General features: G+C 43.8%; 16 protein-coding genes and 1 tRNA gene. 8 read left to right on the top strand and 9 right to left on the bottom strand.

Annotated features, from left to right (window positions below; all coding sequences use genetic code 11):
• Positions 1 to 47: 47 nt before the first annotated feature.
• A complete protein-coding gene (rpoB, locus tag NRIC_RS12400) occupies positions 48 to 3,659 on the bottom strand; it encodes a DNA-directed RNA polymerase subunit beta (RefSeq protein ID WP_175580077.1) in 3,612 nt (1,203 codons plus the stop codon).
• A 697-nt stretch (positions 3,660 to 4,356) separates the two neighbouring features.
• On the opposite strand from rpoB, the gene NRIC_RS12390 reads away from it, so the two are divergent.
• The 4 genes from NRIC_RS12390 to NRIC_RS12375 all read left to right on the top strand — a co-directional run bounded on the left by NRIC_RS12390 (position 4,357) and on the right by NRIC_RS12375 (position 8,148).
• Entirely contained in the window at positions 4,357 to 5,346 is a 990-nt protein-coding gene (locus tag NRIC_RS12390) for an ABC transporter substrate-binding protein (RefSeq protein ID WP_146623021.1), read from the top strand.
• A 31-nt stretch (positions 5,347 to 5,377) separates the two neighbouring features.
• Positions 5,378 to 6,313 carry an ABC transporter permease gene (locus NRIC_RS12385; RefSeq protein ID WP_146623020.1) on the top strand — a complete coding sequence of 312 codons (936 nt, stop codon included), beginning with the start codon at positions 5,378 to 5,380 and terminating at the stop codon, positions 6,311 to 6,313.
• Entirely contained in the window at positions 6,288 to 7,091 is an 804-nt protein-coding gene (locus NRIC_RS12380) for an ABC transporter ATP-binding protein (protein ID WP_146623019.1), read from the top strand. The genes NRIC_RS12385 and NRIC_RS12380 overlap by 26 nt, the downstream gene beginning before the upstream one ends.
• Positions 7,092 to 7,191: 100 nt before the next feature.
• Positions 7,192 to 8,148: a biotin--[acetyl-CoA-carboxylase] ligase gene (locus NRIC_RS12375; RefSeq protein ID WP_146623018.1), complete on the top strand. Its 957-nt coding sequence runs from the start codon at positions 7,192 to 7,194 to the stop codon at positions 8,146 to 8,148.
• 45 nt (positions 8,149 to 8,193) lie between these two features.
• Here NRIC_RS12375 and NRIC_RS12370 read toward each other — a convergent pair whose 3' ends face one another.
• A complete protein-coding gene (locus NRIC_RS12370) occupies positions 8,194 to 9,384 on the bottom strand; it encodes an amidohydrolase family protein (RefSeq protein WP_146623017.1) in 1,191 nt (396 codons plus the stop codon).
• Positions 9,385 to 9,693: 309 nt separating this feature from the next.
• On the opposite strand from NRIC_RS12370, the gene NRIC_RS12365 reads away from it, so the two are divergent.
• The gene (locus NRIC_RS12365; protein WP_146623016.1) at positions 9,694 to 10,212 is read left to right on the top strand and encodes a DUF2975 domain-containing protein; all 519 of its coding nucleotides are present in this window, start codon (positions 9,694 to 9,696) and stop codon (positions 10,210 to 10,212) included.
• A gap of 20 nt (positions 10,213 to 10,232) precedes the next feature.
• Positions 10,233 to 10,436, top strand: coding sequence for a helix-turn-helix domain-containing protein (locus NRIC_RS12360; protein ID WP_146623015.1), 204 nt, complete (start codon positions 10,233 to 10,235; stop codon positions 10,434 to 10,436).
• 88 nt (positions 10,437 to 10,524) lie between these two features.
• Here NRIC_RS12360 and NRIC_RS12355 read toward each other — a convergent pair whose 3' ends face one another.
• The gene (locus NRIC_RS12355) at positions 10,525 to 11,517 is read right to left on the bottom strand and encodes an FAD:protein FMN transferase (RefSeq protein ID WP_146623014.1); all 993 of its coding nucleotides are present in this window, start codon (positions 11,515 to 11,517) and stop codon (positions 10,525 to 10,527) included.
• Positions 11,518 to 11,583: 66 nt separating this feature from the next.
• On the opposite strand from NRIC_RS12355, the gene NRIC_RS12350 reads away from it, so the two are divergent.
• Both NRIC_RS12350 and NRIC_RS12345 read left to right on the top strand, forming a co-directional pair.
• On the top strand, positions 11,584 to 11,973 hold the full coding sequence (locus NRIC_RS12350) for a NusG domain II-containing protein (protein ID WP_146623013.1): 390 nt from the start codon (positions 11,584 to 11,586) through the stop codon (positions 11,971 to 11,973).
• Positions 11,963 to 12,523 carry a Gx transporter family protein gene (locus NRIC_RS12345; RefSeq protein WP_146623012.1) on the top strand — a complete coding sequence of 187 codons (561 nt, stop codon included), beginning with the start codon at positions 11,963 to 11,965 and terminating at the stop codon, positions 12,521 to 12,523. Before NRIC_RS12350 ends, NRIC_RS12345 begins: the two co-directional genes overlap by 11 nt.
• Positions 12,524 to 12,557: 34 nt before the next feature.
• On the opposite strand, the gene gor is transcribed toward NRIC_RS12345, so the two are convergent.
• The 6 genes from gor to NRIC_RS12315 form a co-directional block, all read right to left on the bottom strand.
• The gene (gene gor, locus NRIC_RS12340; protein WP_146623011.1) at positions 12,558 to 13,907 is read right to left on the bottom strand and encodes a glutathione-disulfide reductase; all 1,350 of its coding nucleotides are present in this window, start codon (positions 13,905 to 13,907) and stop codon (positions 12,558 to 12,560) included.
• Positions 13,908 to 13,968: 61 nt separating this feature from the next.
• Complete coding sequence (locus NRIC_RS12335; protein ID WP_146623010.1) at positions 13,969 to 15,210, bottom strand: peptidase U32 family protein; 1,242 nt, start codon at positions 15,208 to 15,210, stop codon at positions 13,969 to 13,971.
• A gap of 17 nt (positions 15,211 to 15,227) precedes the next feature.
• A complete protein-coding gene (locus tag NRIC_RS12330; protein WP_146623009.1) occupies positions 15,228 to 16,148 on the bottom strand; it encodes a peptidase U32 family protein in 921 nt (306 codons plus the stop codon).
• 157 nt (positions 16,149 to 16,305) lie between these two features.
• A complete protein-coding gene (locus NRIC_RS12325) occupies positions 16,306 to 18,795 on the bottom strand; it encodes an ATP-dependent Clp protease ATP-binding subunit (protein ID WP_146623008.1) in 2,490 nt (829 codons plus the stop codon).
• A 6-nt stretch (positions 18,796 to 18,801) separates the two neighbouring features.
• Complete coding sequence (locus NRIC_RS12320) at positions 18,802 to 19,266, bottom strand: CtsR family transcriptional regulator (protein WP_146623007.1); 465 nt, start codon at positions 19,264 to 19,266, stop codon at positions 18,802 to 18,804.
• Between the two features lie 133 nt (positions 19,267 to 19,399).
• Positions 19,400 to 19,473 (bottom strand) — tRNA-Pro (locus tag NRIC_RS12315).
• Positions 19,474 to 19,544 lie beyond the last annotated feature (71 nt).

Raw genomic sequence — 19,544 nt, 5'->3', positions numbered from 1 at the left:
TTGTCGCAAGTCCTCCGAAAAGAGGAAGACTTGCGGTAGACGGATTCTTATAAGTCTTCTGCTGTTTCAATTTCTTGGATCAGATCAGACGCTTGATTCTCACGTTCAGTTGCTGCTTTTTGTTCCAACTCTTTTGCGGATTGCTGCTCAGCAAACTTAGTCAGTGCATCCACTGTGATCAAATCATCATCGTCATCATCCATATCACGCAACTCGATTTCGCGGTTGTCGATATCCAAGACTTGCATATCCAGTCCTAAAGCCTGCAATTCTTTCACTAACACGCGGAAAGATTCTGGAACGCCCGGTTTTGGAATTGGTTCCCCTTTTACGATCGCTTCGTATGTTTTCACACGACCGACCACATCATCTGACTTGTAAGTCAAGATTTCTTGCAAGGTATATGCCGCACCGTATGCTTCCAGTGCCCAAACTTCCATTTCCCCAAAACGTTGTCCACCGAATTGTGCTTTACCACCTAATGGCTGTTGTGTAACAAGAGAGTAAGGTCCAATTGAACGAGCATGCAGCTTATCATCAACCATGTGGGCCAATTTGATCATGTACATCACACCAACAGAGATACGGTTGTCAAATGGTTCACCAGTACGACCATCGTAAAGAACTGTTTTCGCGTCGCCGGCCATGCCTGCTTCACGAACAGTTTCCCATACATCGGTATCGGCCGCTCCATCGAATACTGGCGTTGCTACATGGATACCTAATGAACGAGCAGCCATCCCTAAATGCAATTCCAATACTTGTCCGATGTTCATCCGAGAAGGTACCCCTAATGGGTTCAGCATGACATCAACCGGTGTGCCATCTGGCAAATAAGGCATGTCTTCTTCTGGCATGATGCGAGAAACGACCCCTTTGTTTCCGTGACGGCCGGCCATTTTGTCCCCTTCATGGATTTTACGTTTTTGAACGATATATACACGTACCAGCATGTTTACACCTGGTGATAATTCGTCACCGGCTTCACGAGTAAAGATTTTTACATCATGAACGATTCCACCGCCGCCGTGAGGCACACGCAAGGATGTATCACGTACTTCGCGGGCTTTTTCACCAAAGATCGCATGCAATAAACGTTCTTCTGCAGAAAGCTCAGTAACTCCTTTTGGTGTTACTTTACCAACTAATAGGTCGCCATCGTGAACTTCGGCACCAATGCGGATAATTCCCATTTCGTCCAAGTTCTTCAATGCGTCTTCCCCAACATTCGGGATTTCGCGAGTGATTTCTTCAGGTCCTAATTTAGTATCACGGGCCTCTGATTCATATTCTTCAATATGGATCGAGGTGTATACGTCATCTTTCACCAAACGACGGCTCATGATGATCGCATCTTCGTAGTTGTACCCTTCCCAAGTCATGAAGGCTACGACAACGTTTTGGCCTAGCGCCAACTCCCCGTTTTCCATAGAAGGTCCATCTGCCAATACATCACCGACATCGACTTTTTCACCTAGTTCAACCAAAGGACGTTGGTTATAGCTGGTTCCTGAGTTCGAACGACGGAATTTAGTGATATCGTATTTATCTAATGCGCCATTGTCACGACGAATGCGAATCTCTGTAGCATCAACGAATTCAACGACACCTTCGTTTTTACATAATAACGCAGCGCCTGAGTCATGGGCTGCTGTATATTCCATACCCGTCCCAACCCATGGAGAGCGAGGCTGGATCAACGGTACTGCTTGACGCTGCATGTTGGCACCCATCAAGGCACGGTTAGAGTCATCGTTTTCCAAGAAAGGAATACATGCTGTCGCTACCGCAACTACTTGTTTAGGTGATACGTCCATGTAGTCGACCTTATCGATCGTAACTTCCAAGTTCTCAGAAGTGGCCCGGGCCATTACTACCTCTTCAACGAAAGTACCATCGTCGTTTAGTTTGCTGTTGGCTTGGGCTACTACATAATGATCCTCGATATCAGCAGTAAGGTAATCGATTTGATCAGTTACTCGACCAGTGGCACGATCCACCCGACGGTAAGGTGTTTCAATGAAACCAAACTTGTTGACCTTGGCATATGATGCCAAACTGTTGATCAGCCCGATATTCGGACCTTCTGGGGTCTCGATCGGACACATCCGGCCATAGTGAGAATAGTGAACGTCCCGCACTTCGTAACCGGCACGGTCACGAGTCAAACCACCAGGTCCTAAGGCAGATAGACGACGTTTGTGGGTCAACTCACCCAACGGATTGGTTTGGTCCATGAACTGCGACAACTGAGAAGAACCAAAGAATTCTTTGATACTTGCAACAACTGGACGAATATTGATCAACTGTTGCGGTGTCAATGTTTCTTGGTCTTGGATCGACATCCGTTCACGAACGACACGTTCCATCCGAGCCAAACCGATACGGAATTGATTTTGCAGCAATTCCCCAACGGAACGAATACGACGATTTCCTAAATGGTCGATATCATCCACGTTGCCGATACCTTCCATTAAATTCAAGAAATAGCTCATGGAAGCAATGATATCCGCCGGACGAACCGTACGAATCGCAGGTTCTGGATACCCGTTTCCGATCACAATCACTTCACGTTCCGGATCTTTTGGTGAGTAAACTTTGATCGGTTGCACTGTCATTGGTTCCGTCACTACCGCATCTTCAGAAGGATAGTAGGTCACAGCGTTTAATCCATTCTCCAACTGAGGACCTAACTCTTCCATCACTTGGTGCGTTAAGACTGTACCTTTTTCCACGATGATCTCGCCCGTTTCAGGGTCAACCAATGTTTCAGCCAGTGTCAGATTCAATAAACGTGTTTTTAAGTCCAGTTTTTTATTTACTTTGTAACGACCTACGTTTGCCAAGTCGTAACGTTTCGGATCAAAGAAACGAGCAGTCAATAGGCTTCGAGAGCTGTCCGCCGTTTTTGGTTCGCCCGGACGAAGACGCTCGTAAACATCCTTCAAGCCTTCTTCTGTACGAGAATCGCTCGGGTTTTTATGCAAATCTTTTTCAATCGTGTTGCGTAAAGATTCACTTTCGCCGAAAATCTCCATAATAGTATCATCCGAACCAAAGCCTAACGCACGAACCAATGTCGTCAATGGGATTTTCCGGGTACGGTCGATCCTTACATAAGAAATGTCCTTTGCGTCTGTTTCCATTTCCAACCATGCACCACGGTTTGGAATAACGGTCGAGCCAAAGCCCTCTTTCCCGTTTTTGTCCACTTTGCCGTGGAAGTATACACCTGGTGAACGAACCAGCTGTGATACGATAACCCGTTCTGCCCCGTTGATGATGAATGTTCCTTGTTCCGTCATCAATGGGAAATCGCCAAAGAAGACTTCCTGAGATTTGATTTCGCCTGTTTCACGGTTTACTAATCGCAACACTACATGCAGCGGTGCTGAATAGTTGGCATCGTGTTGACGAGCCTCCGCTACGGTGTATTTAGGTTCTTTCAATTCATAGTCAACAAATTCAAGTGATAAGTTTCCATTAAAGTCATCGATTGGCAAAATGTCTTCAAACATCTCTCTTAGCCCCTCATCAAGGAACCATTGATACGAATCTGTTTGAATTTCGATCAAGTTCGGTAATTCCAACACTTCACTGATACGTGCGAAGCTTCTACGCTCTCGGTGTTTCCCGTATTTTACTACGTGTCCTGCCAAGTTCTTCACCCCTCTAAAAAGTCTGAAAACCGGTCCGAAGATTGATTGCATTTTTGTTACAACTATTAAATATAGGTAACAAAAGACATTTTTTGCGGCTTTTAGGCAAAAAAAAACCAAAAATAGAACGTTCTCTTGAAAAAATCTCGAGCTTCTATTTTTGTTTCCCTATTTTAAACCGAAACGGACAATATTTCGTTCCTGTCTTTAATCATTTCAGATAGTTTTTGCAACTTCAAATAATACAGCATAATTTCTCTTCTGTCAATAGCCTCTTGCCAAGAAGTCTCTTGATCTCAAGCATTTATTAATGATTCTCTGAAAATATGCTGGAAACTTTCTGACAAATTATCTGACAATTCAAAATTTTTTATTGACATCTCATTTTTCTTACCTTATACTAATGAACAACTAGAAGTTGGAGGTCATTCTTATGATGAAGAAGACAAACTCACAACTGAATAACCGCTTTTACTTTAGCTATTTTAGATAATGTTTGTATTCATCGGAAATGGATGCAAACAGAGCACAACGCAAGTTTGTATCTATGATGGCTAGAGCATTTTCACGTACCACAGCCACGTAGAGGAAATACTAAGTGGCTGAGGATAAAAGGATTCATTTTTTCCGTCTTTGCGATCATCCACTTAGAAATCTGAGTGGGTGATTTTTTATTACAAAAAAGGGGAGAACAACTATGAAAAAAAGTTTACTAGCAGGAATCGGAGTACTTAGTTTGTTGGCATTAGGCGCGTGCGGCAACGGAGGCGGGGGCACGAATGACAGCTCAGGCGGTGCAGCAGCCGATCCGGATGCAAAGCACGTTGGAGTTTTGCAATTGGTTCAACACGCATCACTAGACGGGGCTTACGAAGGGTTTAAAGAAGGCTTGGCAGAAGGCGGCTATAAAGAAGGCGAAAACCTAGTCATTGATTATCAAAATGCACAAAACAACCAAGACAACCTGAAAAGTATGAGCGACAAACTAGTCAAAGACGAAAACGACCTGTTGCTCGGAATCGCCACTCCATCCGCTCAGTCCTTGCTGAATGCGACAACGGATATTCCAATCGTTGTTACTGCAGTTACCGATCTAAAAGAAGCAAAATTGGTTGAAAGTGATGAAGCACCTGGTGGAAACGTTACTGGAACAACAGACATGGTTCCGATCGACAAACAAGTCGATTTGCTGCTTTCTATCGTTCCTGACGCGAAAAAGATCGGTATCATGTACAACGCTGGTGAAGCAAACTCGAAGATTCAAGCAGACCTAGCAGAAGAAGCACTGAAAAAAGCAGGGGTTGAAGTTTCCATCAAAACCGCCAACACGACAAACGATGTTCAGCAGGTGACAGAATCACTGGCAAAAGAAACCGACGGAATCTATGTACCAACCGACAATACCTTCGCCAGTGCAGCAGCTGTCATCGGTGACGTGGTGAAGGAACACAAAGTACCACTAGTTGCAGGTTCTACAGACCAAGTTGAAGGCGGCGGGTTAGCAACAGTCGGAATCAACTACAAATCATTAGGTGTTCAAACGGGTAAAATGGCTGCCAAAATCTTAGACGGCGATGCACAGCCAGCAGATATGCCTGTTGAAAAATCTGAAAACTTAGAATTAGTCGTCAATAAAGAAATGGCTGAAGCATTGGGGATCGACCCTGATAGTATCAAAGAGCCATAAATCGTCACATGTTCAGAAAGAAGGATGAAGGATGAATATACTCTCACTGTTTTTATCAGCTACGTCACAAGGCCTGTTATGGTCATTACTAGCCATTGGGGTTTTCTTGACCTACCGTATACTTGATATCGCCGATCTGACCGCCGAAGGGAGCTTTCCTTTGGGCGGCGGGATCGCCGCTGTAATGATCGTCAATGGCGCCAACCCGGTCATCGCCACGCTTGCTGCTTTTGTTGGCGGAATGGTTGCTGGGTTGGTCACTGGTATTCTGAATACCAAATTCCATGTTCCTGCACTTTTAGCCGGAATCATTACCATGACTGGTTTATACTCGATCACTTCTCGGGTAATGGGCGCACCGAATATTGCGCTGTTAGGTGAAGATACTGTCTTCACAGCCATTCAAAATATGGGGATGACAAAAAATAATGCCGTGATCATCATTGGTCTTCTTGTGGCAATATTAGTGATTTTATTGCTGGTATTATTTTTCCGCACGGAGATCGGTTTAGCGATTCGTGCCACCGGAGATAATCCAGACATGAGTGAAGCTAATGGTATCCGTACTGAAAACATGAAGCTGTTGGGTTACATGATCTCTAACGGCAGTATTGCTCTTTCCGGAGCCTTACTGGCACAAAACAACGGTTTTGCCGATTTAAACTCAGGAGTCGGAACGATCGTTATCGGGCTGGCTTCGATCATTATTGCAGAAGTTTTACTTCACAATCGACCAATTGCCACTCGTTTGATTACGATCGTCTGTGGTGCCGTCATCTACCGCTTCATTTTGGCATTGGTTTTCGAAATGAACGTACAGCCGACCGATTCAAAACTCGCTTCTGCAGTCGTGTTGGTCATCTGCTTATCTTTACCGCAGATTCGGCAAAAACTTGGCCTGAATCGCAACAAAAAGGAAACCAAGAAAGGAGCCAAATCCAATGCAACCAGTATTGAAAATCACTAATCTGCATCAATATTTTGAACGGGGAACCGTTAATGAAAATCACGTACTGCGCGGCATTGCGTTAACTCTTGAACCTGGAGAATTTGTAACGATTATCGGAGGAAACGGTGCGGGTAAATCGACGTTGTTAAACAGTGTCGCAGGGACTCTGCCGGTCGAAGAAGGTCAAATCTTTTTGAACGGCGAAGAGATCACGAAACACTCTGTGACCAGACGTTCCAAGAAGATTAGTCGGGTGTTTCAGGACCCTCGTATGGGTACAGCGGTTCGTTTGACTGTAGAGGAAAATCTGGCTCTAGCAATGAAGCGCGGTTTCAGAAGAGGCTTTAGTCTAGGGGTCAAAAATCGAGATCGTGATTTCTTCCGTGAACAGCTGGCTACCTTAGGATTAAATTTGGAAAACCGGTTAGAAGCGGAGATTGGCTTACTATCAGGTGGTCAGCGACAAGCAATCACCTTATTAATGGCTACTTTGCAACGGCCAGATCTGATTTTACTAGATGAGCATACCGCAGCACTCGATCCTAAGACCTCCATCACGGTAATGGAATTGACCGAAAAACTGATCGCTGATCATCAGTTAACAGCCTTTATGGTGACCCATGACATGCAGGATGCGATCCGTTATGGCAATCGATTGATTATGCTGCACCAAGGACAGATCGCTTTAGACTTGAAACAAGAAGAAAAGAAAAACATGACTGTGCCAAAATTAATGGAATTGTTCCACCAAAATTCCGGTGTCGAATTAAAAGACGACGCGCTATTGCTTCAATAATTTATCTAACGTTCATCCTTCTAAATGGGCTGCTTTTCGGCAGCCTGTTTTTTTGTTACACTGTCGGAGAAAGCGTAAAAAAGAAAGGAGGATTGTCGATTTGTCCACCAAAGAAAAAGTATTGGCTCAATTAAAAACCTCAACGGAGTTTCTCTCCGGCGAGCGTCTCGCAGAACAGCTTCAGGTATCTCGTACTGCCGTTTGGAAAGCTGTCAAAGAATTAGAGAAAAGCGGTTATCAAATCCAGCATGGTGCCAAGGGGTATCGATATCAGCAATCTGATATTCTCGATGCACAGGAAATTCAGACAGGTCTTCAACAAAACCTAACTGTAAAGGTCTTAAATACCTCATCTTCGACCATGAAAGATGCTCAACTAGCTGTCCTAGAGGGAGCCATATCACCGATTCTAGTCATCGCTGATATGCAGGAAGCCCCGCACGGCCGATTCAACCGACCATTTTTTGCGGTGGAGCGTTCTGGAATCTACATGAGTCTTTTGCTGCAGCCGGAAGAATTGTTGTCGGAGCTGCCTCAATACACTGTTTTGACTGCTGTGGCAGTTGCTGAAGCGATCGATCATTTAGTCGGAGTCGAGACAGCGATCAAATGGGTCAATGACATCTATTTAAATGGAAAAAAAGTTGTCGGGATACTCTCCGAAGCAATGACCGATGTGGAGACCAGCACATTGAAGCATGTTGTCATCGGAATGGGTATCAACTTCTCCATCCCGCAGGAAGCCTTCCCAGAGGAAATCCGTAAAAAGGCTACTTCGCTTTACCCGGATACCTCTCCTGCAATCACTCGCAACCAATTGATCATAGAGATCTGGAATCGTTTCTTTCAGTTGCTGGAAGCCAAAACGACTGATTTCCTAGTTGCTTATCGCCAAAAATCAAATGTGCTGGGTAAACAAGTGACCTTCGAACGCCAAGGAAAATCGTTTTCTGGAAAAGCAGTCGCCATTAATGAATTGGGAGAGCTAGTTGTAGCAATCGGTTCAAAAGAAATGATTCTATCGTCTGGCGAAATCAGCTTAAGCTCGATCCAATAAGAAAAAGCCGTATCCAGATAAGCTAAACTGGGTACGGCCTATTTTTTAAACGATCTTTCCAGCCAACACGACTTGCCTCACATTTCTAAGCTGTTCAATATCTTTTGTCACATCGCCATCAACAACCAAAATGTCCGCCTGCAGTCCAGCCCTTAGCTGCCCAGTTATTTCCGCTAATTCAAATACCTCTGCCGGATTTTGAGTTGCGGTTTGGATCGCCTCGACTGGAGTCAACCCATAACGGACCATCAACTCCAATTCTTCAACGATCGGCACACTCGGTGCTTCCAGCATGACCATATCGGTACCTGCCAAAATTTTAACACCTGCATCATAGATCGCTTTAAAATTCTCTGAGTATGCTTGGACTGAAGCTTCAAAAAAGTCTAAATGATGTGAGTAGGTTTCCGTAGATTGGTTGGAATGATCGATGCCAACCTCCTGAACCTTCTGATTGTATTCTGCCAAATAGTGATAAGCAAACATGGTAGGTGTCCATGATTGTTGATTGGATGCCATTTGTTTTCCTTGTTCGACGGTCAAAAAATTACCGTGTTCGATCGTATCAAAGCCTGCATCGATACACATTTGAATACCCGGTTGTGTACCTGAATGGACCACACATTTCATTCCTAAGCGATGAGCCTCTGCCACTCCCGCATCTAATTCCTCTTGGGTAAATTCACAAATGTCATCACGGTTAGTCGTCAACAGCTTGATCCAGTCAGCACCATCGCGTTTTTGCCGGCGAATCGTGTGACGAATATTCTCAGCGCCGTCAACCTCTTCAATCCCATCTTCATGTCCATGACCACCTGTGATGCATATCCCGCGATCCGTATGCAGAATTCTTGGCGCTTTGACAAAGCCTTTTTCAGCAGCCAAACGCAATGTTTCTAAAAGAAAACGCGGCCCACAGCAATCCCGAATCGTCGTCACGCCCTTTTCCAGACAAATCTCAGCCTGCTTCTGCGCATAATAGGCAATCATAAAATCGTTATAACGGTGGAGATCGGGCTGCGTCCAATAATACCCCAAATGAATATGGGCATCCATCAATCCTGGGAGGATCGTTCCTTCTGGATACTCCTGTACCTCGGCAGCTGGATACTCTTTCTCCAACTCTTCTGCCTTTCCTACCGCCACAATTTGCTCTCTTTGATAAACGACGCCGCCCTGCTCAATTACAGTCTTTCCATCCCCCGTAATCACCTTTTCTGCCTTCAATAAAAACATGCTATTCCTCCTTTTCCATCACTCAATGCTAGTATATTCACAATGATTACCGCTTACAACCACTCTTAGAAAGTTCACATTCTGTTTTATAAAAGTTAACGGTGACCGCCAGAAGAAGTATATAACTTCATTCTTTTCAGTTAAAACGTTAAATAAGTTCAGAATCTTTATATATCGATTATCTAAAACTATTTAAATAGTAACGATAATTTTTTATTGTTTTTCGATATATTTTTATTGACTTTATGATTTGGAAGGATTATAGTAGGTTCATAAGGAAATGCAAATTAGACAAAGGGAGTTTTGAAAATGAATGCAGAAAAAAATATTTACCGCGGATTAAAAATATTCTTTGGTTTCTTGGTGACGATGATGGGCGTTGCCGCAGCAGGTTTGATCGCCATTGTCGTTATTCTCAACAACTCAGCAGAACTGCAAAATGTGATAATGACCGCAGTTAAACAGATTCCTAACGGCATTAATGCAGTTGAGCTGGTCTCTTCACCGATTTTTATTGCGATGGTCCTAGCAAACATCTTTTTGTACGGCCTATTATTTTTCTTTACACGTCGCTTTTTCAAAAATCTACAATTAAATCGTATCTTCGTTGAAGAAAATGTTCATACAGCGAAAAAAATCAGTGTTGTTTTAGCATTACTCTCACTGACCGTTTATCTACCAAATGTTTATACGAATATAGCAGGTTTGACTTCTGATGCATCCATTATTGATCTAACCTATATTGTCGGAGCGGTAATCGTCTGGGCCTTAGCAAAAATTCTTGAAAAGGCCAACGCGATTGCCGAAGAAAATGAATTGACCGTTTAATACGAGAGGAGAATAAAACGATGATTCAAGTAAATTTGGATGTAATGTTGGCAAAACGAAAAATCTCGTCTGGCGAACTAGCCAAACGAGTTGGTATGACCAATGCTAATATTTCCATTCTAAAGACTGGAAAGGCCAAAGCAGTCCGTTTTTCTACACTAAACGAAATATGCAAAGTGCTGGAATGTCAGCCCGGAGACCTTTTGGAATATATCGAAGACTGATCCAGAGAGCAAATCCCTGGATTTTTTTACGAAAAAGGTGCAGCACCCCTCAAGAAACAACAAGTTTCAAGTGGATGGCTGCACTCTTTTACCTAGCTGTAAATTGTTCTTCCAATTTCGGTGTTACGTCGATCCTATTCTCATGATCAATAAATACTGCGCCAACCTCTTCCTCTGATTGCAGCTGTTCGTTCTCTCCTAAACCAAACAAGGTCGTTGATAGTGCATCCCCTTGCGTTGCGTTTGAAGCAACAACTGTGACACTCGCCACTCCCGACTCGAAGGGATAGCCGGTCTGAGGATTCATCAAATGATGGTATCGTTGACCCTCGAATTCACTGTACCGCTGGTAATTTCCCGAAGTAATAACCGCTTGGTCTGTCGCCTGAATCGTACCTATCACCTTGCTAGGCTCCTTGGGATCTTGAATCCCGACTGTCCAGGCCTTACCGGAAGGATTTTTACCGATAACAATAATATTTCCTCCAAAATCTAAAATAGCGCTCGTCACCTCTGCTTCTCGCAGCATCGCAGCAATTTGATCAGAAATAAATCCTTTTGCGATGCCTCCCAAGTCCAAAGACATGCCGCTTTCCTTCAAATAAACACTCTGCTCAGTCTCATTTAGTTGAACCTTTTGATAATCGACCTTGATCAATGCGGCATCGATCTCTTCCTGAGTTGGCTTTCGTGCTTCGTCCGTTCCCACACGCCACAGTTGAACGATCGGACCGATCGTCAAATCAAACAGCCCTTCCGATTGTTTCGAATACTCATAAGCAGTTTTGACCAATTCAAATGTTTTTTTAGATACTTTTACAGGCTTTTGACCTGCCGATTGATTGACTTGATCGATCTCGGAGCCAGCACGATAAGAAGACAATTGCTTATCCAACTTCTCCACCTGTTGAAACGCCTGCTCCAATACCGACCGCTTGTCACGATCGTAGATTTTTATTTGAATATATGTGTCTAAGAAAAATCCTTCCTGCTGTTCAGGAACGTCCAAATACTGACCTTGTGACCCACAACTGGTCAAAAAAAACAGCAGAAGAAAAAAGATACCCCATCGCTTTTTCATTGAGTTCTCCTTATCCCTTTTTATATGATAGACTTATCTATAAGTTTATCATGAAGGAAAAAGACAATGAAAGCATTCGCTGAAAAATTGAACAATTACTTTAAACCGATGGATTTGGTAATTTTGACAGGCCTAATGATAATAGCAGTCATCCCTTGGCTGATCGTTGGGAGAACTCCGGTTCATTCTGCTGTCCTGCGTGTCGACGGTCAAGAAATCCAGCAATTTACTCTTGCTGAGGGCGAACAGTATACCTACACCTATCGCGCAGAGGATGGGGATACAAATGTGATCGAGATAAAGGACCAACGGATCCGCATCCGTTCCGCCAGTTGTCCTGACCAGCGTTGTGTCCATCAGGGCTGGATCGAACAAAGCGGTGAGACTATCGTTTGCTTGCCGCATAAATTAGTGATCGAAATTCCTTTGGAAGGAGGAGACACCTTTGACCCATAAAAAATTGATATTTTTAGCTTTACTGATCGCTCAGGCAGTCGTACTGGGGTTATTGGAAAATTTGCTGCCCACTCCTTTTGCCTTTGCTCCTACGATCAAGCTAGGGTTGACCAATATTGTCACCCTGATCAGCTTGTTTACTCTAACAAAAAAAGAGACTGTTTTTGTCATCACCGCTCGTCTCTTGCTGGTGACCTTATTAGGAGGAACCGTGTCTATGCTGCTTTATAGTACGATCGGAGCCTTTTTGAGCTTCTTGGCAATGAGCCTGATGCAATTGCTGGGGCCAGCTCGTGTGACCGTTTTAGGCGTCAGCGGCTTAGGAGGCTTTATGCACAATTTCGGTCAATTGCTTGTCGCCGCATGGATTGCACAATCTCCAGCAGTCTTATTAACCTTGCCTTTGCTAGGATTTGCCGGAATTCTTGCAGGAAGTGGTATTGGACTTCTGGTGCGTATCTTGTTGAGACATCTCAACAAACTATCGCTTCCTCTGAAAGCGAACACTGCTTGGATCGAAAAAAAAGCCTCTAGTGAGCCTTTTAGATAGCTTTCTAAAAAGTCATACCAGAGGTTTATTTTTGTTATCTCATCGTGACAAATTCTTCACTGCCGGTTGGATGTATCGCTACAGTGTTGTCAAAATCTTTCTTGGTTGCGCCCATTTTTATAGCTACTGCAAAGCCTTGCAGCATTTCGTCCACACCGACGCCAATGCCATGCAGTCCGATGATTTTTTCTTCTTCACCTAAACAAACCAATTTCATATCGCACTTTTGACGATATTCGCCTAATGCAAAATACATTGGTGTAAACCGAGAATGGTAAATTTTGATTTCTTTGGTCCCATATCGTCGAATCGCCTGCTCTTCAGACAAACCGATCGTCGCGATCGTTGGATGGGTGAAGATGACAGTTGGAATATTATCATAATCCAAATATTCGTCCTTTTTACCATTAAACAATCGTTCAGACAATCGGCGACCTGCAGCAATGGCAACAGGTGTTAGATCAATCTTGCCGATAACATCACCAATAGCATAGATTCCATCTGCTGTAGTATTTTGAAATTTATCGACTTTAACAAAACCCTTTTCATCCAACGCAACAGCGGTATGTTCGATTCCTAATTTGTCGGTATTTGGTGTTCGTCCACCCGCAAAAATCACACAGTCCCCAGTCAGGGTCTCTCCATTTTCAAAGTAAACCGTGTAATCACCCTCAGCATCCTTCTCGATTTTTTCAGCAACATAGTATGGATGTAATTGCATGTGATTGTCTTTGTAGATATCCATTAAATTTTCTGCTAGCATTTTATCAAACGTACGAAGTGGCTGCCCATAGCGAAAAGCCCAATGAACTTGCGTCCCCATACCTTGCAGTACACCACTCAATTCAGCTGCAATGTAGCCGGCCCCCAACATGATGACTTTTCTAGGTTGTTTTTTCAAAGCAAAAAAGCCATTCGAATCGATCGCCAATTCACCGCCAGGAATCTGCATTTCTGTTGGTCGTCCGCCTGTAGCAATCAAAATATGCGGTGCTGTATAGTCCTGCTCATTGACAGTGACCACGTGATCCGTTTTGAAGGAAGCATATCCATAGACACGTTTTACTTGGTTACTATCTAGCCCGCGATTGTAAGCCCCGTGCAGAAAATCAATATACTTTTCTCTACGCTCGACCAATTGAGTAAAATCAAAGTCCTTCACCTCGGCTTGAATACCGTAGCTTTCAACATCACGCTCCAGCATTTCCAGCATACTGCTGGCTTGCCACATTACTTTTTTCGGTACACACCCTACATTTACACAAGTTCCGCCAATCTGATTTCCTTCGATCAACAGTACTTTGGCCCCATGCATCCCAGCACGATTGGCCGAAGCGATCCCGCCGCTTCCACCGCCGATGACGATGTAATCATATTGTTCCATCAAAATTCCTCCCTTTATGCTTTTCAGACGACTTCATATCTGCAAAAAAGACTGAGTACTCTCAGTCTTTCTTCTTGCGAATCATATCACCCGGTTTGACTGGTTGAGCGACTGGCATCGTTAAAACCATCATTGGATTTGGAGCACGATCAATCGTTTCGCCCTCATCATTCTTCATCTCAGCAACTGTTTGTTCAAAATGGTGGAAATTTGGACCGTAAAATTCGATTTCGTCACCAACTCTGAAATGGTTTCGTTGACGAATCGTCGCCGTCTTCGTTGCTTCATCATAGCTCAATACTTCTCCAATGAATTTGTAAACTGGAATTTTACGGCGAGCTCCGAATAATTGGTCGTCCTCCGTAGGTACATGATAATAGAAACCGGTCGATAATTCACGTTGCGCGACTTTCCAAAGCTCATCGATCCATTCTTGTTTGCACACGTAATTTTCTGGGTCCTCCATGTAACTATCGACTGCTGCTTTGTACACGTTGGAAACCGTGGAAACATAATGGATCGATTTCATCCGACCTTCGATCTTTAAGCTGTCAACGCCATTTTCAATCAAATCGGGAATATGCTCGATCATTGACATGTCCACTGCACTCATAGAAAACTCTTCTGTTACATCGCCATTTTCAGTCAATGAACGATGTTCTTTGGCAAACGGCATATCAAACAGTTCATATTTCCAGCGACAGGATTGAGAACAACCGCCTCGATTCGCATCGCGCATCGACATATGGTTGGACAAAGTACAGCGGCCAGAATAGGAAATACACATTGCGCCATGAACGAAGGCCTCAATTTGAATATCGGTATGCCGACGAATCTCTGCCAATTCCGCCATCGAAACTTCTCGTGCGAGTACGACGCGTTCCAAGCCCTCCTCTTTCCAAAACTCTAAAGTTTCATAATTGGTCGCAGAAGCTTGAGTAGAAAGATGAATCTCCAGCCCCGGTGCTTCCGCTGCACAAATCTCGATCAATGCAGGGTCCGAAATGATTACTGCGGAGATACCAATATCCCGCAATTTTCGGAAGAACGCTCCAGCTCCCTGCTCATTTCCCTCATGGGTTACCATGTTTGCAGCAACGTAAACTTTTGCATGGTGTTTCTTTGCAAAAGCAACGCCTTCTTCCATTTCTTCAAACGAAAAGTTTCCAGCACGCGACCGCAGTCCATACGCATCTCCGCCAATGTAGACAGCATCTGCACCGTAATGGATCGCTGTTTTCAGTTTTTCTAACGTTCCGGCTGGTGCCAAGACCTCTGGCCGTTTTAGACGTTTTTGTTCCATTGTTCTGTTTTGCTCCTTTATTTGATCGCCGTAGGATCCAAATGATAAAACCCAGTATCTAAGCCTCGAGCTGGCGGATGCAATGAACGAATTTTTTCCGCAGCCGCTTGTTGTTTTTCTTTCGTCCAAACATTTGCTGCCAAAGCTTCCTTGGCCGCCACAAACTGTTTAACAATCTCAACAAACTGTTCTCCGGGGGTGAACAACCCATCCAGTTTCCAAGTCGTAAAACCATGCTGGGATAGTTCTGCCAATTCCGCAATCAAATTTAGATCATTGTCCGCAAAAATATGGGTACCATGCTGGTCCTCATAGATAGAATAATGCGTTTCTGTTTTCTTTGGCTCTGAAAGAAACAATCCCCGTTCACGATCGATGGCTTCATCTTGATTCGTATACTTAAAATAGTTTTGCAGCAATGGACGCATTGATTGGTGAATACAGGTTGCTCCATAAACCAATATTTCTGTTGGAATCGAAATCTGCTGAGCCAAAATCTTCATTTCTTCAAATGGGACCTCTCTTGCTAACACCGCACCAGAAGCCCCTTTTTTCTGCCAAAAATTGATCTGACGAGCGTTGGTGACCAAAATCTCCGCATCATAAATAAATGGCAGCTGGTAATTGCCTTTTCGCAATAAATAAATGACCCCGGTGTCCCCAACTACCACACGGTCTGGTCGACACGCAGCTAAAAATTCTAGGTATTCAGGAATAGCCTTCATTTTATCCGGATGCATGATCCCATTGACAGCCACATTGATTTTTTTTCCCTTTTGATGGGCATCGTCAATCAATTCCTTTTGTTCTTCTCTTGAAAAAGAGTACGGCAGACGCAACCCGTAAGTTTCCTCTCCTATGTACAACGTATCTACACCCGCAGCCAGCAGGGACTTGGCCTGTGCCATCGACTCTGCTGTAGCAATGATCTCGATCATACGATTTGCTCCTTTTTTCTCTCACTAAACAGATCCATTCACATAACTTGAATTTTCTCCATCTTTATAACTGTTTCATACTATCACAGCTTCCAAAAGTTTCCAACTAGCTTTCTAAAAAAAAGAAGCTTTCCTAAATCGGAAAACTTCTAAATGATTAAACATTTTGAGGAATCTTCGTTTCTTTCGGTGCACGAACAGTCAAAGTGACTTTTCCTTTGCTGGCACCGATCGTAACCGCATCCCCTAGCTGAATCTGCCCTGAAAGCAATGCTTCAGCCAATCGATCCTCTACTTCTTTTTGCAGTGCTCGCCGAATTGGACGTGCCCCGTATTCAGGATCAAAACCAACCTTGCCGATAGCCTCAATCGCTGCCGATGTGATTTTAACTCGGATTTCATGTTCCTTCATCCGTTCCACGATCGAACGACTCATAATCTTGACGATCTCATGGATCTGTTCTTGGCTTAATGACTGGAAGACAACTGTCTCATCGATACGATTTAGAAATTCTGGACGAAATGCCTTTTTCAATTCTTCCAATATCCGTTTTTCCATCGCATCATGATCCTTCGTGATATCCTTAACGTTGAAACCAACATTTTTTTCTTCACGGATCTCAGTTGCTCCGATATTAGAAGTCATAATCAAGATCGTGTTTCTGAAATCCACCTTGCGGCCTTTAGAATCTGTCAAATGTCCATCATCCAGTACTTGCAGCAAAATATTAAAGACATCCGGATGGGCTTTCTCCACCTCATCCAATAAGATAACTGAGTAAGGTTTTTGACGAATTTTCTCCGTCAATTGTCCGCCCTCTTCATAACCGACATATCCTGGAGGCGAGCCGATCAATCGACTCGTACTGTATTTTTCCATGAATTCAGACATATCGACGCGAATCAAGGACTCCTCGCTGCCAAACATTGCTTCAGCCAAAGCCTTAGCCAATTCAGTCTTTCCGACACCAGTCGGACCTAAGAACATGAAGGAGCCGATTGGACGATTAGGGTCCTTCAACCCGCTTCTGGCTCTACGGATAGCTCGCGACACAGCTCGTACAGCCGTATCCTGGCCGACCACACGTTTATGAAGCAATGTTTCTAAATCCAGCAGACGCTGGCTTTCTTTTTTCTCCAGCTGCTGCAGCGGAACGCCCGTCCATTGAGAGACCACAGAAGCAACATCTTCATCCGTTACTTGATCAATATAGCCATTTTCTTGTTTCGCCTCTGTTATGGCTGCCTGTTCTAATTCCTGCATCAATTTCTTCTCTTTTAGTCTCAAACGCGCTGCAGACTCAAAGTCTTGGCTCTGAATCGCCTTTTCTTTTTCCTCTGTTAATGCATCTACTTGCTTTTGCAGTTCCGTCAACTCTGAAACTTCGTCTGTCGCATCCAAGCGCACTTTGGCTGCCGATTCATCCATCAGATCAATTGCTTTATCCGGCAACTGACGAGAATTAATGTATCGAACCGAAAGCGAAACGGCCGCATGAAGGGCCTCATTGGTGATCTCGACACCGTGATGCTCCTCATACCTTTGTCGCAGCCCTCTTAAAATTTGTTCTGCTTCTTCCGGAGTCGGCTCTTCGACTTGTACTCGCGCGAAACGCCGCTCGAGAGCAGAGTCTTTTTCAATGTATTTTTGGTACTCGTCTAATGTAGTTGCCCCGATCGTTTGTAATTCTCCCCGAGCCAATGCAGGCTTTAAGATATTTGAAGCATCGATCGCACCTTCTGCTCCGCCAGCACCAATTAGAGTATGCAGCTCATCAATAAACAAAATAATTTGTCCATCATGATAGATTTCATCGATGACTTTTTTTAAGCGGTCTTCAAATTCACCACGGTATTTCGTCCCGGCCACCAATGCTCCCATATCCAACATCATTAAACGTTTCCCACGCATGTCCTCAGGAACATCCTCTGAGATAATCCGTTGCGCCAATCCCTCCACGATCGCTGTTTTACCAACACCTGGCTCACCGACTAAAACAGGATTATTCTTCGTTCTGCGACTTAAAATTTGAACCACTCGACGCACTTCACTTTCACGGCCTACCACCGGATCCAGTCGTTTTTCTCTCGCTAACTTAGTAAGATCACGAGCAAGATTATCCAAAGTAGGGGTTCCCTGAGAGGTGTTCTGTGTAGCTTTGGCAGGCGCTTTCCGACGGTTTTGATTGTTCACTGCCGTTTCATTCACACCCATTTTTTTAAGCAATAATTGCCGCATTTTAGCTAAACTTAGACCCAAATTCACTAAAATATGGGATGCAAGAATTTCATCATCTCGTAGTAAACCTAATAAAATATGTTCTGTTCCAACCAATTTTGCATTGAAACGTTTAGCCTCATCATCAGCAAAAAATAAAATCTGTTTTGCTCTTGGAGAGTAAGGTAAATAGCTTCCTTCTGGGTAACTCTTCATAGAACCGTAACCGGTCATATGTTCAATTTCTTCGCGAATGTCATTTTCATTGGCGTTCATCTGTCTTAATGCCTTCCCGCCAATTCCTTGCTGTTCGATGACCAAAGCAAGCAGCAAATGTTCAGAACCCACAGAGCGGTGCTTGAAATATTTTGCTTCTTCTTGTGCAATAGCCAAAACAGCTTTTGCGCGTTCCGTATATAGCTGATCCATTTATCCTCACTCCTTTTTTTCATAACTCAAGCGTTCCAAGAATCCGTGCAAGATTCTGGCTCGCAACCTATTTTCAATTTGGCTGATCCCAAGCACATTTTTAGAAACCGCACTTAGCATCAAATTCCCTTCATTTTCTGTAACGATCTCTTCCTCAAAGAGCTTTTGAATGATACCAAACGCATTCGCTTCAGAGATCTCTTGACCAAAAGAATCCATCAACTGCTCCAAAAAGTAATGCTGATCAGAAATCTTAACTTTACTGATACGTATATAGCCACCACCGCCACGCTTACTCTCCACCAAATACCCGCGCTGAAAAGTAAACCGTGTGTTGATCACATAATTGATCTGAGAAGGAACACAGTTGAACAGCTGAGCCATCTCAGCTCGTCTGATTTCAATATTCTCATGACTTTCTAAGATCTTTTTCAAGTAAGATTCGATCAAATCAGAGGTGTTTCTGCTCATAAAAATCTCCTCCTGATTGACTATTTCTGACCTTAATTATATCGAATTTATAAAGCGAAAGAAAGGAGAAAGACCTAACATTCTGCAGCTTTAAAAAAGGATAAAAAAAAAGAAGGTCTGCACCTTCTTTTAATCGGGAAGACAGGATTCGAACCTGCGACACCTTGGTCCCAAACCAAGTACTCTACCAAGCTGAGCTACTTCCCGATAAAAATAAAAAAACTACGCGCCCAAGAGGAGTCGAACCCCTAACCTTTTGATCCGTAGTCAAACACTCT

This window comes from Enterococcus florum (genome assembly GCF_004309355.1).
GTDB lineage: Bacteria > Bacillota > Bacilli > Lactobacillales > Enterococcaceae > Enterococcus_A > Enterococcus_A florum.
Note: the sequence above shows the minus strand (reverse complement) of the source record. Positions and strands in the feature narration are given on the sequence as shown.